The organism is Vibrio sp. PNB23_22_6 (assembly GCF_052877535.1).
In genome coordinates this window covers 1-14,989 of sequence record NZ_JBNFXP010000027.1, presented here as the reverse complement: position 1 = coordinate 14,989, position 14,989 = coordinate 1, and the positions used below count along the sequence as shown (strand labels likewise).

Sequence of the window (14,989 nt, the reverse complement as noted above, 5' to 3'; positions counted from 1 at the left end):
TCTTGGGATTAGCAAATGACTTTGATTGCTAGACCGCCTTGAGACGTCTCACGGTATTTCGCGTTCATGTCTTTACCCGTTTCTAGCATGGTTTCGATAACTTTATCTAGAGATACCGTTGGAGCAGAAGAACGACGCAGTGCCATACGAGTAGAGTTGATCGCTTTCACTGCCGCAATACCATTACGTTCGATACATGGAACTTGTACCTGACCAGCAACAGGGTCACAAGTTAGCCCTAGGTTGTGTTCCATACCGATCTCTGCCGCCATACATACTTGCTCTGGGCTACCACCCATAAGTTCAGCAAGGCCAGCCGCCGCCATAGAACACGCTACGCCAACTTCACCTTGACAGCCAACTTCCGCACCGGAGATAGAAGCGTTACGCTTGTAAAGACCGCCGATCGCACCAGAAGCAGCGAAGTAACGGATGTAGTCTTTTTCTGTTACGGTTTGGATAAACTTGTCGTAGTACGCCAGTACCGCAGGGATGATGCCACATGCACCATTCGTTGGCGCAGTTACAACACGGCCACCGGCAGCGTTTTCTTCGTTTACTGCGAAAGCAAACATGTTTACCCAGTCAACCACTGCCATTGGGTCATTTGACGTCTTTTCAGAAGTCAGTAGTTGCTGGCGAAGTGCTGCAGCACGACGAGGTACGCGTAGTGGCCCAGGTAGAATACCTTCCGTATTCATACCGCGTTCCATACCTTCACGCATGGTTTTCCAGATGTTGGCAAAGTAAGTGCGAGACTCTTCATCTGAGTGAAGAGCCGCTTGGTTTTTCATAACCAATGCGCTGATAGAAAGACCGTGTTCTTTACATTGGTTCACAAGCTCTTCAGCGGTTGTGAATGTGTAAGGAACCTTGATAGGGTTTTCTTCTTCTTTGCCGAAGTTTTCTTCATCGACGATGAAACCACCACCGATAGAGTAATACGTTTTCGAGTACGCGACTTCGTCATCGATCCAAGCGTGGATCTGCATGCCGTTTTCGTGCAGCGATAAATTAGAGGTATGGAAGTTCATACCACCATCTTTAGGGAACGATACTGTGTGACAGTGCATGCCAACAGGAAGGCGCTCAGTTTCTTCTACGCGAGCGATAAAGCCCGGGATAGAGTCGATGTCTACTTTCTCAGGGGTATTGCCAGCAAGACCCATGATGATAGCGATATCGGTGTGGTGACCTTTCCCTGTCAGTGATAGTGATCCATAAACGTCAACGGTGATTTTAGTGATGTCGCGTAATTTTCCCATTGAACGAAGATCATCAATAAATTCTTTACCCGCTTTCATCGGCCCTACTGTGTGTGAGCTTGAAGGACCAACGCCGATTTTATAGATATCAAAAACACTAATCATATCGATTACCTCAGAACAAAAGCCTCCCAAGGGGAGTTGGGAGGCTTGTTTTTATCGTTATATTCTTGAATTAATCACGCTAAAAAATGAGCGATGATTAAAGAGCGCCGTAGATTACAGAAGTAATCGCTGCAAGACCACAGATAACTGTGAAAAGCTGTACAGGTGCTGATGTTTTGTATTTCGCCATTGCTGGTACTTTATGCATCGCGAATACAGGCAGTAGGAATAGGATACCTGCAATCATTGGAGCGCCCATCGTCTCAATCATGCCTAGGATGCTTGGGTTAACGATAGCCACAATCCAAGTCGTGATAACGATGAAGATTAGAGAAGCTTTCTCGATCTTGCTTACTGGTGTTTGAGAGCGTGATTTGATTAGACCAACTAGACCTTCGTGTGCACCTAGGAAGTGACCGAAGTAGCTAGAAGTAATCGCTGCGAATGCCACTAGTGGACCCATGTAAGAGATCAGTGGAGATTCGTGAACGTTAGCAAGGTAAGAAAGAACAGAGATGTTTTGCTCTTGTGCTGTTGCTAGTGCTTCTGGAGATAGAGAAAGAACAACAGAGAATACGAAGAACATTACAAAACCCATCAGCATCATTGCTGCGCCGCCAGTGATAGCATCAGTTTTCTTAACTGCGTCATCACCAAACTGTTGGCGTTGCTCTTTAGAGAACTGAGAAATGATTGGGCTGTGGTTGAATGAAAATACGATGATTGGAATTGCTAGCCAAACGATAGTCGGTACTTCACCCCAGTTTGGTGCAACTTCCATCATTGATGTATTCCAATCAGGAATTAGGTAAACAGAAAGTGCCAGTAGGATAACAACTAGTGGGTAAACCATTGCTGATGTTGCTTTCAGCATCAGTTCTTTACCAAATACGACACCGGCTGTCATTGCCGCAATCAGTGCACCAGATAGCAACCAACGAGGGATCGATTCCATACCCATTTGGTTAACTAGAAAAGAATCAACTGTGTTTGTAATACCAACACCGTAAATAAGTACGATTGGGTAGATAGCAAAGAAGTAAGCAAAAGTAATAAGGTTTGCGCCAGTCTTACCGAAGTGCTCTTCTACTGTGTCAGTGATGTCTGCGTCTGGGTTTTTCGCAGATAGGACGAAACGTGCTAGAGATTTGTGCGCGAACCAAGTCATTGGTGCCGCGATAAGCGCTAGGATAACTAATGGCCAAAAGCCGCCAGCCCCCGCTTTGATAGGAAGGAATAGTACACCAGCACCTACAGCGGTGCCGAATAGAGATAGACACCAGGTGAAATCTTTGTAAGTAAACTTACTAGACGATGGTACGGCAGTCGCCGTCGAATTTGTTGTGTTCATTTTGGGTTACTCATTTTTGGGAACAGGAAATAAGTCGGGTGCATTTTGCAATATTTTACATTGCAAAAGTTAGATCTAAATCATGTATTGCTCTCAGCCATTGCATGATATGCCAAAAACCTGCTTCTTATCACGAAAATAATGTGCTACATGTGATTATTGCTAATGAATGGGGTTAAAAAAACTAATGCGAAGTTTGGGTTATATGAGCCTATCTCAACGCAAGCGTTTGCTTTATAAAGGCAAATAAAACTAATGTGAAAGAATGTTTGAAAAAGAACTTTTAATTAATATAGATGCATATGATGTTTGCTCTTATTGTCTCTTTATCATTGATAGAGAAGTCAATTATGAGTGATATGTTTTTGCATCGATTCGATGATTTGTGCTGTCATACCCCAAATGAAATGTTGCTCAAATGGAATAGCAAACACTCGGTGACTGGTGTTTTTTAGACGGAACTTCGCGCTATAGAGTTTTTCTGGATTCAAAATATGGTTGGCTGGTACTTCGAATACCGCTTCCACTTCGTTTGGATCGATACAAGTGACGTAATCCGGTGAAACGAAAGCTAAGAAAGGCGTTACATTAAATTGGCTAATCGTTGGTAGCTTTGGCAGTTGCCCAAATATATCGATATGTCGTGGGGATATACCGATTTCTTCTTCTGCTTCGCGTAAAGCGGTATTCACCAAACGCTCGTCTGAGTGCTCAAACTTGCCTCCAGGGAATGATATTTGCCCAGGATGGTGGCGTAAATGCATTGCACGCTTGGTGAAAATAACCTGAAACCCGTCAGCCCTTTCGACAAAACCAATCAGTACCGCAGCTTCACGTAATGTCTCTTGCCTTACGTTTGCAAGGCGTTTTAAAGACTCATCATGATAGCCAGTTGGTAAATTCAACTGAAAATTTTGAAGTAAGGTCGTTTTGTCGATAACCAAAGCACTGTCCTTTTTAATCGGGCCAATACCTAAGCATATTAAAGTCGCTTGGGTATGTTCAACTTATATTGAATTGAGTGCAATGGCCACTCTGGATAGGAGAGAAGGCAAACCAGAAGACGGGTTTGCCCCTTGTCGTGATGGATGGGGACTCAGGTATTAGAAGACTGTTACTTCAGGGCCGGTAGGATCTTAGATAATTTATCTAATGTTTCTTGATACTCTGCAGCACAATCACTGTCGGCAACAACGCCACCACCTGCCCATGCGTAAAGCTGGTTATCTTCGGCAACTAGGGTGCGAATGGTGATGCTGGTGTCCATGCGGCCATGACGAGAGATATAGCCAATGCTGCCACAATATGCACTGCGACGGTGAGGCTCTAACTCTTCAATGATCTGCATCGCGCGAACTTTTGGTGCGCCAGTGATAGAACCTCCAGGAAAGCAGGCTCGCAGTAAATCGGCAGCACTGTATTTCACATCCAACTGTGCTCGAATGGTGCTTACTAGATGATGCACCGCAGGGAAGCTTTCAATATCGAACAGCTTAGGCACATGCACACTACCTGGTGTCGCGACGCGGCCAATGTCATTGCGCAGCAGATCCACAATCATCAGGTTTTCAGCTTGATCTTTCTCTGCGGTTTGCAAGTCATGCGCATTGGCTTGGTCTTGTTTTTCATCGAGAGTACGAGGGCGCGTTCCTTTGATAGGCTTGGTTTCAATAACTCGCTCTTTTAACTCTAAGAATCGCTCTGGTGAGATACTCAAAATGACGGATCCTGGCATGCGAATAAAAGCAGAAAAAGGCGCTTGGTTTGCCGATTCCAATTTCAGGTATGCCTGCCATTCACTGCCTAGGTAAGGGGCATTGAAACGCTGGGCTAAATTGATTTGGTAGCAATCGCCACTCAGCAGGTATTCTTGTACGCGATTAAAACGAGCGGCGTACGATGTTTGCGTCATGTTCGATTGCCAATCGCCGGTGAGTTTGAACGCTTCAGTAAGCGTTGCTGCTTGCTCAGTCAACCACTGCCATGCCTGTTCGATATTTTGCCCAACCACACACGCCTTCTTGAGTTTGTGGTCGACGACTAATGCCCATTCATAGATGCCTGCTGCCATATCGGGTGTTTGCAGATCTTTGCTGGCCAGTTCTGGTATCGATTCTACGCGGCGACCTAAATCGTAGCTAAAGTAACCTAGCGCGCCACCAACAAACGGCAAGTCCCATTCAGGCCCAAGTTCAAGATTAGGAAGAAGCTGTTGTTGTAGTTCATCCAGCAGCGAAAACGGATCATTTTGAGAAACGTAGTCTTGCCACGTCGTTTTGATATGAGTGTCGTTGGCAATGGTTTCTAACGTTGCGATTGGGTTCGCAACCAATACATCGAAACGACTGTCAATGTGCGTATCAGACGCAGAACGCAGCAGCATTGCCCAAGGCAGTTGTTCAATACGAGAAAAGAGAGAAATAGCGAGGTCGTTGGCGTAATCCAATGCCTTAAAATCAAGCAATTGCGTATCCATGTTATTCATTTGTTTAAATTGTGACAAAGAGTTCATTCACTGCATGGCATGTCATGAGCTGCAAGAGTATCATAAACCCAAACTACTTCTATACAAAGGCTTTGAGGTGGTTTTACACTATGACAAGGCGTCTTCAATCACTCGTGTGTCGATATCAGCCGTTCGACGAATTGTTTATAAAAACGAACGTTTAAAGAAAACGAAGCTCATTTTAAGAGCAATAAGCTCAACAAACACGACAGAAGCCAAGCCACTAATGGAAGCAAAGCATAACAATAATGAGGCATGCAATGACGGTAATACGCAAGCAGGACGTCATCAGCAGTGTTGCTGATGCGCTACAGTATATTTCTTACTACCACCCGCTAGACTTTGTTCAAGCCCTTGAAAAAGCCTACCACCGCGAAGAGAGTCAGGCTGCGAAAGACGCGATAGCTCAAATCTTAATTAATTCCCGTATGTCGGCAGAAGGCCATCGACCAATTTGTCAGGACACCGGCATTGTAACGTGTTTCGTTAATATCGGTATGGGTGTGCAGTGGGATTCTACCGACATGACGGTTCAACAAATGGTGGATGAAGGTGTTCGACAAGCTTATACAAATCCGGATAACCCATTGCGTGCCTCGGTTCTGATGGATCCTGCAGGTAAACGAATTAACACCAAAGACAACACACCAGCGGTTGTACACATTAACATGGTGCCAGGCGATAACGTTGAAATTCAAATTGCAGCAAAAGGTGGTGGCAGTGAAAATAAAACCAAGATGGTGATGTTAAACCCATCGGATGATATTGCTGAATGGGTAGAAAAAACGCTACCGACAATGGGGGCGGGTTGGTGTCCACCAGGTATGCTAGGCATTGGTATCGGTGGTACGGCAGAGAAAGCCGCGGTACTGGCAAAAGAATCGTTGATGGAGCATATCGACATTCAGGAATTGATTGATCGTGGCCCGCAAAACGCAGAAGAAGAACTTCGACTTGATATCTTCAAGCGTGTAAATAAGCTTGGTATTGGTGCACAAGGTCTTGGTGGCCTGACCACCGTCGTTGATGTGAAAATCAAAACTGCACCAACGCACGCAGCTTCTAAGCCGGTTTGCTTGATCCCGAACTGTGCGGCAACGCGCCACGTTCACTTCACTCTAGATGGCAGTGGCCCGGCAGAGCTAACGCCACCTAAGCTTGAAGAATGGCCTGATATCACTTGGGAAGCGGGTGAGAATACACGCCGCGTGAACCTCGATACGGTAACCAAAGAAGAAGTTCAGGAGTGGAAGACGGGTGAAACCGTTTTGCTGTCAGGAAAAATTCTAACCGGTCGTGATGCCGCGCATAAGCGAATTCAAGGTATGTTAGAAGCCGGTGAAGGCCTGCCAGAAGGCGTGGATCTGAAAGGTAAATTCATCTATTACGTTGGCCCCGTTGATGCGGTAGGCGATGAGGTTGTCGGTCCGGCTGGCCCAACGACGTCAACACGCATGGATAAGTTCACCGACATGATGTTAGAAGAGACGGGTATTATGGGCATGATCGGTAAAGCAGAGCGTGGTCCTGCTACTGTTGAGTCTATCAAGAACCATAAAGCGGTGTATCTCATGGCTGTTGGCGGTGCAGCATACCTTGTCGCGAAAGCGATCAAAAAAGCGCGCGTGGTGGCGTTTGAAGACTTAGGTATGGAAGCCATCTACGAGTTTGAAGTCGAAGATATGCCAGTTACTGTCGCGGTGGACTCTCGCGGAGCCAATGCTCATCAAATTGGTCCAGATACGTGGAAAGTGAAAATCCAAGAGATGGAAGTATAAGCTAAGCAATGTGTCTATTCTTTCATCTCTCAGTCGGTAGAATGTGACAAGGTGCTGATTTAACAGGTAAACAATTGAAAAAAGTGCAGCGAAAGCGGCACTTTTTGTCTATATAATGACTATATTTACTTATAGGCATAGCAAATCTCACTGTTATGCTGACCATGATTAGGAGACGGCATGCCTCGTTTTATTCAAATTTTACAAATAGTTCTTGCTGTTGTGATAGGTGGCTTTGTAGGCTACGACTTGGTTCTTAACGGTATTAGTATCTTCGATGAGAAATACGTCACTATTACTTGTGTATTGTGGCTGATTCTAGAAATCGCTTTGTTTGTGATCTACAAGTTGATTGAAGACGATTAGACAGTGCGTCAGCAATGAAACCCTATAAGCCTCTGAAATCTTCAGGGGCTTTTGCTTTTTTGAAGGGATAATTTTCAGTGAATATTTTGTTCATCGTGGATTAAGGTTGGTAAAATTACACTGCGTAGTATGAATTGATGAGATAAAAGAATGAAAAGAATAACGCAAGAAGTGAACGACTTTATCAGTCGTGGGATGGATTCTAACGTAAGGATCGCTGTGACCGGGTTGTCTCGTGCAGGCAAAACGGCTTTTATTACTTCTTTAGTCAATCAACTGCTGCATACCGCGACGCATGATAATTTACCACTATTAAATGCGGCGCGAGATAAGCGCTTGATCGGCGCGAAGCGTGAGCCGCAAACTAATATGATGGTGCCGCGATTTGCTTATGATGATGCGATGACCCAAATTCATGCCACGCCACCACAATGGCCCGTTCCAACCCGTGACGTGAGCGAAATTCGATTAGCATTGAAATACAAACCCAATAAGACCAGTAAAAAGTGGCTGAGTAAAACCGCCGTGTTGAATGTGGATATCATCGACTATCCGGGCGAGTGGCTACTTGATTTGCCTTTGCTTGAGATGGACTTTGCTACTTGGTCCCATACTCAGTTTGAAGCGCTAAAAGGGCAGCGAAGCGATCTCGCCAGTGAGTGGCTTGATGCGCTTGAGCAGGTAGATTTACACGCTGATGTGAATGAAAAGCAGCTTGAAAAAGTGTCGCAATCGTATACCGATTATTTGCATGCGTGTAAAGATGCGGGATTGCATTGGGTGCAGCCTGGGCGTTTTGTTCTGCCGGGAGAACTGGCTGGAGCACCGGTACTGCAGTTTTTCCCATGCCGATTTAATGCAGAATCTAAACCGAAAAAAGGCAGTAATCTTGCCGTACTAGAAGCGCGTTATCACGAGTATCAACAGAAAGTTGTAAAGTCGTTTTATAAACATCACTTTGCTACGTTTGATCGTCAGATCGTGCTGGTGGATTGCTTGCAGCCACTAAACGCAGGTGATGAAGCGTTTCACGACATGCGTCAAGCGCTCGAACAGATCATGCACAGCTTCCGTTATGGACGAAGTAGCTTTTTACGCCGGCTGTTTTCACCAAAGATCGACAAAGTGCTGTTTGCTGCGACCAAAGCGGATCATGTGACGCCGGACCAACATCCACATTTGGTGTCTCTATTACAACAAATGGTGCACCCGGCTTGGCAAGCCGCAGCTTATGAGAATATTGAAATGAGTTGTATGAGCATCGCCTCCATTCAGGCAACGACATCGGGCTTCATTTCGTCGGGTGATAAAACAATCTCTGCGTTGCAAGGCACCACGCTAGAAGGTGAGCCGATGACCATGTTCCCGGGTGAAGTTCCGAAGAAGCTGCCGAATTCTGCGTATTGGCAAAATAGTGGTTTCGATTTTACTTCTTTCCGCCCTATGTCTTTACAGGCGGATGAACCAATGAAGCATATTCGGTTAGACAAGGCGTTGGAATTCTTAATTGGAGACAAATTGAAATGAGCGAATTCAAACAAAAACAAGTCTTCTCAGAAAAAGTAATACACAAGCAAGAAGAGAGTGCATCGCCAGAATTGACCGCGCAAAAGACGTTCAGTAAACAAGAACATTTTGTCCCGTCGACGAACGAAGAAAATGATCTCGATACGGAACAAGAGCTGCAACTGGAGCAAGTGATCAGGCCGAAACTTGGGCGTAAATGGCTAACGACAGGGCTGTTTGTCACTTTTACCGGGTTGGTTGGCTGGCAAGTGGTTGATTCCGTGGTGACGGCAGTTCAAACCGCAGATTGGTTAGCGCTCGGATGGGTAGGCTTTATTGCTACTATCGCCTCTTTTGGTTTAGGCGCGCTAGGTAAAGAGCTGTGGAAATTGCGTAAACTACGTAATCACTTTAGCGCTCAAGAAGAGAGTGAAGCGCTTATCGATAGCCAAAGTGTTGGTAAAGGCAAAGCATTTTGTGACAAATTGGCTGAACAAAGTGGCGTACTGCCAGAAAACCCAGGTTTCGATCGCTGGAAGAATAGCGTTAATCCCGCACACAGTGATGCGGAAATTCTGGATATGTACGATGCCATGGTGGTGAGCCAACAAGATAAACTCGCGACTAAGGTGGTCTCTCAGCATGCAACCGAATCTGCCGCGTTAGTTGCCGTGAGCCCATTGGCCGCCGCTGATATGTTGCTAGTGGCTTGGCGCAATTTCAAGATGATCGACAACCTTTCGAAAGTGTATGGGGTTGAGCTTGGCTATGCGTCACGCATTAAGTTACTACGCTCGGTATTCGTCAACATGGCGGCGGCGGGTGCGAGTGAACTGGTTATCGACGCAGGTATGGATTTAATGTCGATGGATCTTGCGGGTAAAGTTTCGGCCAGAGCAGGGCAAGGCTTGGGGGTTGGGATTCTTACCGCGCGTCTAGGTTTAAAAGCAATGACACTATTGCGTCCATTACCTTGGTACCCAGAGCGACAAGTGAAACTCAGCGCAATTCGTAAAGAGATCGTGGCGAAAGTTGCATCAATTACAATGAAACCGTAACGAATGTCATCTTTGACCGTCAGGATTGCTTGACGCCATTCCAAGCTTGGTAGAAACTACTGTCAACTTTTCCTGACAGTTGTGAATTGGGATATTTTCAGTGCGTCTTGAAGTCCTTTGTGAAGATAGACTCGGTTTAACCCGAGAATTGCTCGATATTTTAGCGTCTAAAAGTATCGATTTGCGTGGTATCGAAATTGATATCAGTGGCATCATTTACTTAAATTGCCCAGATATTGATTTTGATACCTTTAGTGAATTGATGGCTGAAATCCGCCGTATTCCGGGGGTAAAAGACGTACGTAAAATCCAATTTATGCCAATGGAGCGCCACAATACGGAGCTGTTGTCGTTGGTGGATAACTTGCCAGATCCCGTGTTTGCCATTGACCTAAAAGGTGCGGTAGACATGGCGAATATGGCCGCCCTTTCTCTTCTTGGTCAACATAAGCAAGATGTCATTGGTATGCAAATTGGTACGCTGCTGCCAAGCGTGCGTTTTTCTCGTTGGACTGAAGGCGTTAATGCGCGCACGCGCGAAAGCTTGGTTATTGATGGTTTGGATTACGTGATTGAGTTAATGCCAGTGTACATCAAAGACGAGGCACAAAACTCAACGCTCGCCAGTACGCTAATGACTATTCGTTCTAGCCAACAAGGTGCGCAAATTGAAGAAACACTGCCACTGCAAAATCAACTTGGCTTTGAACATTTTGTTGGTTTGTCTAATCGTCATAAAGCGTTGATGAATCAAGCGAAAAAACTCTCTGTTCTTGACCAACCACTGTTGATTGAAGGGGAGACTGGGACGGGTAAAGAGATGTTAGCCAAAGCCTGTCACAGCCGCTCAGGCCGTGCTAATAAGCCATTTTTAGTGTTGAGCTGTGCGTCGATGCCAGATGATGTTGCCGAAACGGAACTGTTCGGACATGCACCTGGTTCGTTTAATCATGAGCAAGGCCACAAAGGTATTTTCGAGCAAGCTAATGGCGGCACTGTTTTCTTAGATGAAATTGGTGAAATGAGCTCGCATCTGCAAATTAAGCTACTGCGCTTTTTACAAGATGGTAATTTCCGCCGTGTAGGCGCAGAAGATGAGATGCATGTAGACGTTCGTATTATTGCGTCAACTAAGCACAACCTCGCCGAGCTCGCAGAGGCAGGCAAGTTCCGTGAAGATTTGTATTATCGCCTTAATGTTCTGACGTTAACGATTCCACCTCTGCGTAAGCGTTCTAACGATGTTACGCCATTACTGGATCTGTTCGTGACGAAACATTCGCAACAACTTGGGATCGATAAGCCAGATTTAGATGAAGAATTAGTGGATGCCCTAGCAAGCTACCAATGGCCAGGGAACATGCGCCAGCTCGATAACATGGTACTTCGTGCATTGACGGAGATGGAAGGCCATCTACTAAAAACAGAACACTTTAACTTACCTCAGCCACAGGCGGTTGGTGGCGGTAGTGCGACATTAAATTTGGATGGTTCGCTGGATGAGATCATGCGTGATTATGAATCTCAGATACTTGAACGTTTGTATCAGTCATTCCCGTCAAGCCGAAAGTTAGCGAAACGTCTCAACGTTTCACACACTTCAATCGCAAACAAATTGCGCGATTACGGTATTCGTAAGAATTAAGCGGTATCGAATTTAAAACGGAAGTTGTCATTTAAAATGGAAGACAAAAGCTCATCTATCGCCGTTCATAAGCTGGACGGCGACTTGCTTCTACGTACTGCCGAAATCGGTGATGCCGATATGATTGCAGCTTATTTCCAAGTGAACAGAAAATACCTTGAACCGTTTGAGCCTAAACGCGAAGAAGCGTTCTTTTCGGTCAATAGTTGGTTGCAAAAGTTGATAAAACTCAATGAGCTTCATCGCTTAGGACTTGGTTACTATTGCTTACTCGTTGAGGCGAAATCTGGAAAAATGCTGGGTACGCTCTCTTTCAGTAACCTGACACGATTCCCACTTTATGCCTGTAATGTTGGCTATTCTCTTGCTGAAGATGCACAAGGTCATGGTTATATGCGCCGTGCACTTAAAATGGCTTGTGATTATATGTTTGAGGTGCAAAAGCTGCATCGTATTCAGGCAGGATATATGCCGCACAACAAACGTAGTGAAGCGGTCTTACAGCATGCTGGATTTGTGAAAGAGGGCTATGCAAAGGACTATCTCTTGATTAACGGTGAGTGGCAAGATCATGTACTGACATCGTTGACCAATCCTAATTGGAAAGAGGAGGCTCGATAAATGGAAAGGCTTGAAAAGCAATTAGCGCTGATAATTGAACTCGACCAACTGAAAAATGTGTTGCGTAGAACCCGTGTAAAAAGCGCAAACGGGCGGTTAGAAAATAGCGCTGAACACAGTTGGCATGTTGCGCTGATGGCAGTATTAATGCAAGAACACGCCAATGCACCAGTTGACATTGCTCGAGTAATGAAAATGCTGCTTATTCATGACGTGGTAGAGATCGACGCGGGCGACACCTTTGTTTATGATACTGCTGCATCACAAGAGCAAGAAGAGAAAGAGCGCCAAGCGGCTCAACGTTTATTTGGTATGCTACCAAGCGAGCAAGGTGATGAGCTACTTGCGTTGTGGATTGAATTTGAAGCAGCTCAAACAGATGACGCCAAGTATGCCAAAGCACTGGATCGTCTGATCCCAATGTTGCTTAACTACCACAATGATGGTCAAAGTTGGATTGAGAATGGGGTAACGCGCGAGCAAGCGTTGACGATTAACAAAAGAATTGAACTTGGTTCTGTCACCTTGTGGGACAAAGCCAAACAGCTGATTGAAGGAGCCACCGAAAAAGGTTGGCTGAAGTCGTAAAAAAGGAGACTGAATGTCTTATTTGCCTTTGGACGAATACCAAAGAAAATGGATTTTTACTCACCAGTCGATGCCGGTGCCAGAAGAAGATCTCGCTTTTATTAAGCCGATGAGCTTGGCGCGTGCCGCTCAGTTCTGGAAAGAGAATATTAGTGCACAAAGTCCAGATATGGATCGTTTGAGCTCTTCAGACTGGCCAATGAAAGAATCGAATTGGCCAGAGGAAGTCGATTGGATGGCCGCTTGGGAAGCAGACGAGCCTGGTCTACCAGAAGAAGTTGATGCGTTTATTGATTGGCAAGACGATGTGACCGTGTACTTTTGCTATGAGAAGTACAATGTGATCGAGACCAAGTGGTCAATCTTTAAAAAGCACTGGAAGAACTTCTTGTTTTACGATGACGGCCCGATGCTACTTGGTCGTCGCCGTTCACAAGCGCTCTGGTTTGACTCAAAAGGTCACGTTAAGCTAGGTGAACGAAATTAACTAAACTCTCGTATCTCTAAAAGCCACTGCAAAGTGGCTTTTGTATTTCTACAAGCTGGAAAGAGGGCTCAGTACGCCTCCGGCACCACGTTCAATAACATGAGTATAAATTTGAGTGGTTTTCACATCGCTATGACCAAGCTGTTCCTGGACCGTTCGGATGTCTGCTCCGGACTCCAATAAGTGCGTAGCAAAGCTATGCCTAAGCGTATGGCAGGTGACGATTTTATCTATTCCAGCTTCCTTGGCTGTACGTTTTACAGCACGCTGAATGGCTGTTTCGTTAATATGATGACGTCTTAGCTCTCCTGTTTCTTGATCAATACTTAGCTTGGTAGAGGGAAATAGAAAGTGCCAATTGAAATCCAACTCTGCGCCTGGGTATTTTCTTCGCAATCCTTCGGATATATACACACCAGAATAACCCGCGGCATGGCGATCTTTTAAATAGTAATCTCGAGCTAAGTTCATTTGAGCTTTGAGAGGTTCATGTAGCTCTTTGGCTAATGTTACCGTACGATTTTTACCGCCTTTACCTTGCCAAACTCGAATCGCACCGTAATAATAATCGATGTCCTGGATCCTGAGTCGTAAACATTCCATTATCCGTAGGCCGGAACCGTATAACAGCTGAATTTGAAGCTTATATCTTGGGTCAATGTGCTGCACAAAACGTCGAATTTCTTCTCTCGTTAAAACAACCGGCAGCTTCTTTTCTGTCAAGGATTTCTGGAATCGCATATCAAGTGATAGCGGCATTTGAAAGTACTCTCGGTATAAAAATGAAATCGCGTTAAGCGCGAGTGCTTGTGTTTTTACTGCTACTTTTTGATCAACCGCTAAATGGCTAAGAAAGCGCTCAACGTCGCCTTCAGACAACGTTGATGGGTGCGCAAACTGGTGGAAGATAATGAAACGTTTTATCCAAAACAGGTAACTTTTGATGGTTTTATTGGCGTAGTGACGAGTGATCATGTGTTCTTTGACACTAAGCAAAAATTGACTTTTCATGAACATTTTACCTGGATGTTTGTACAGTCTTATAAACATAACCCTATTATGAAAATTAGACGTTATTGCGCCGTCTAATTGCGTGTTTGAGCACACATATTCATACTGCTTTTCTGTTTATTTCATTAAGATAAGTGCTAGTATTCATACTTTCTTTTGTCATGAAAGAAGGCGGTAGTGTGCCTAAAAGGCGGCAATTGGCCGTATAGAAAGCGTTATTTCCGCAACGGATCTCTCAGGCTGAATGTACGTAGCTGTAGCCTAGGTGTGAAAGTGTCGGGGAAATAGGGTGGAAAGGCGGCGAAAAGGGCGAATATTGGTCATTTCAATGCTACCCTTAAAGCGCTTTACGCGCACCTTAATATGGCGCAGCAATTAAAGAGTGACGCTAAAGCGATTTAAGGTAGTGAGCTGCCAAATACTTCGGCTTCGATTTTTGCCTGCATGCCGAAAAATTCACGTCATATCAAAGAATTAGGCGTCAATATAGGCAACTTTAGTTGCGGAATAACAAGACGTTCAAGGCGATTCGAAACGCATTGGGGTTTTAGTGCCCAAATAGGCACGGATTTATCAGAGTTTATTTTAGGTTAGGGTGCACCTGCGTCTCTCACACCTTAACTGCGCGTTATGCATTAACGGAGAAATTAGTAATTGAGCACTGAAAAGAAAACACGAGACGAAAAAGTTACGTTTCAAGTG

13 protein-coding genes are annotated in these 14,989 nt (G+C 45.1%); 8 read left to right on the top strand and 5 right to left on the bottom strand.

Annotated elements, in window-relative coordinates:
- Positions 1 to 8: 8 nt before the first annotated feature.
- The 4 genes from ACVA54_RS17030 to pabB form a co-directional block, all read right to left on the bottom strand.
- On the bottom strand, positions 9 to 1,370 hold the full coding sequence (locus tag ACVA54_RS17030; RefSeq protein ID WP_099080867.1) for an L-serine ammonia-lyase: 1,362 nt from the start codon (positions 1,368 to 1,370) through the stop codon (positions 9 to 11).
- Between the two features lie 97 nt (positions 1,371 to 1,467).
- Complete coding sequence (locus tag ACVA54_RS17025) at positions 1,468 to 2,721, bottom strand: aromatic amino acid transport family protein (protein ID WP_119463570.1); 1,254 nt, start codon at positions 2,719 to 2,721, stop codon at positions 1,468 to 1,470.
- A 344-nt stretch (positions 2,722 to 3,065) separates the two neighbouring features.
- The gene (locus ACVA54_RS17020; protein ID WP_099080869.1) at positions 3,066 to 3,665 is read right to left on the bottom strand and encodes a CoA pyrophosphatase; all 600 of its coding nucleotides are present in this window, start codon (positions 3,663 to 3,665) and stop codon (positions 3,066 to 3,068) included.
- A gap of 170 nt (positions 3,666 to 3,835) precedes the next feature.
- Complete coding sequence (gene pabB, locus ACVA54_RS17015) at positions 3,836 to 5,197, bottom strand: aminodeoxychorismate synthase component I (RefSeq protein ID WP_099080870.1); 1,362 nt, start codon at positions 5,195 to 5,197, stop codon at positions 3,836 to 3,838.
- A gap of 290 nt (positions 5,198 to 5,487) precedes the next feature.
- On the opposite strand from pabB, the gene ACVA54_RS17010 reads away from it, so the two are divergent.
- The 8 genes from ACVA54_RS17010 to ACVA54_RS16975 all read left to right on the top strand — a co-directional run bounded on the left by ACVA54_RS17010 (position 5,488) and on the right by ACVA54_RS16975 (position 13,276).
- Positions 5,488 to 7,005, top strand: a complete 1,518-nt coding sequence (locus ACVA54_RS17010) for a fumarate hydratase (RefSeq protein ID WP_099080872.1) — start codon at positions 5,488 to 5,490, stop codon at positions 7,003 to 7,005.
- A 180-nt stretch (positions 7,006 to 7,185) separates the two neighbouring features.
- Entirely contained in the window at positions 7,186 to 7,371 is a 186-nt protein-coding gene (locus ACVA54_RS17005) for a hypothetical protein (RefSeq protein WP_099080873.1), read from the top strand.
- Positions 7,372 to 7,521: 150 nt separating this feature from the next.
- The gene (locus ACVA54_RS17000; protein WP_446609214.1) at positions 7,522 to 8,898 is read left to right on the top strand and encodes a YcjX family protein; all 1,377 of its coding nucleotides are present in this window, start codon (positions 7,522 to 7,524) and stop codon (positions 8,896 to 8,898) included.
- Positions 8,895 to 9,935, top strand: a complete 1,041-nt coding sequence (locus tag ACVA54_RS16995; RefSeq protein WP_099080875.1) for a YcjF family protein — start codon at positions 8,895 to 8,897, stop codon at positions 9,933 to 9,935. The genes ACVA54_RS17000 and ACVA54_RS16995 overlap by 4 nt, the downstream gene beginning before the upstream one ends.
- A gap of 100 nt (positions 9,936 to 10,035) precedes the next feature.
- Positions 10,036 to 11,580, top strand: a complete 1,545-nt coding sequence (gene tyrR, locus ACVA54_RS16990; RefSeq protein WP_446581591.1) for a transcriptional regulator TyrR — start codon at positions 10,036 to 10,038, stop codon at positions 11,578 to 11,580.
- 36 nt (positions 11,581 to 11,616) lie between these two features.
- Entirely contained in the window at positions 11,617 to 12,201 is a 585-nt protein-coding gene (locus ACVA54_RS16985; RefSeq protein ID WP_099080877.1) for a GNAT family N-acetyltransferase, read from the top strand.
- On the top strand, positions 12,202 to 12,789 hold the full coding sequence (locus ACVA54_RS16980; protein ID WP_446649775.1) for an HD domain-containing protein: 588 nt from the start codon (positions 12,202 to 12,204) through the stop codon (positions 12,787 to 12,789).
- 13 nt (positions 12,790 to 12,802) lie between these two features.
- Positions 12,803 to 13,276, top strand: coding sequence for a DUF2947 domain-containing protein (locus tag ACVA54_RS16975; protein ID WP_099080879.1), 474 nt, complete (start codon positions 12,803 to 12,805; stop codon positions 13,274 to 13,276).
- Positions 13,277 to 13,324: 48 nt separating this feature from the next.
- On the opposite strand, the gene ACVA54_RS16970 is transcribed toward ACVA54_RS16975, so the two are convergent.
- Complete coding sequence (locus ACVA54_RS16970) at positions 13,325 to 14,287, bottom strand: integron integrase (RefSeq protein WP_446649774.1); 963 nt, start codon at positions 14,285 to 14,287, stop codon at positions 13,325 to 13,327.
- Between the last annotated feature and the right edge of the window lie 702 nt (positions 14,288 to 14,989).

What these genes read in the sequence shown, in the direction of transcription:
- ACVA54_RS17030 (WP_099080867.1), bottom strand. Translation starts at nt 1,370, where the DNA reads ATGATTAGTGTTTTTGATATCTATAAAATCGGCGTTGGTCCTTCAAGC.
- ACVA54_RS17025 (WP_119463570.1), bottom strand. Translation starts at nt 2,721, where the DNA reads ATGAACACAACAAATTCGACGGCGACTGCCGTACCATCGTCTAGTAAG.
- pabB (WP_099080870.1), bottom strand. Translation starts at nt 5,197, where the DNA reads ATGGATACGCAATTGCTTGATTTTAAGGCATTGGATTACGCCAACGAC.
- ACVA54_RS17010 (WP_099080872.1), top strand. Translation starts at nt 5,488, where the DNA reads ATGACGGTAATACGCAAGCAGGACGTCATCAGCAGTGTTGCTGATGCG.
- ACVA54_RS17005 (WP_099080873.1), top strand. Translation starts at nt 7,186, where the DNA reads ATGCCTCGTTTTATTCAAATTTTACAAATAGTTCTTGCTGTTGTGATA.
- ACVA54_RS17000 (WP_446609214.1), top strand. Translation starts at nt 7,522, where the DNA reads ATGAAAAGAATAACGCAAGAAGTGAACGACTTTATCAGTCGTGGGATG.
- ACVA54_RS16995 (WP_099080875.1), top strand. Translation starts at nt 8,895, where the DNA reads ATGAGCGAATTCAAACAAAAACAAGTCTTCTCAGAAAAAGTAATACAC.
- ACVA54_RS16985 (WP_099080877.1), top strand. Translation starts at nt 11,617, where the DNA reads ATGGAAGACAAAAGCTCATCTATCGCCGTTCATAAGCTGGACGGCGAC.
- ACVA54_RS16980 (WP_446649775.1), top strand. Translation starts at nt 12,202, where the DNA reads ATGGAAAGGCTTGAAAAGCAATTAGCGCTGATAATTGAACTCGACCAA.
- ACVA54_RS16975 (WP_099080879.1), top strand. Translation starts at nt 12,803, where the DNA reads ATGTCTTATTTGCCTTTGGACGAATACCAAAGAAAATGGATTTTTACT.
- ACVA54_RS16970 (WP_446649774.1), bottom strand. Translation starts at nt 14,287, where the DNA reads ATGAAAAGTCAATTTTTGCTTAGTGTCAAAGAACACATGATCACTCGT.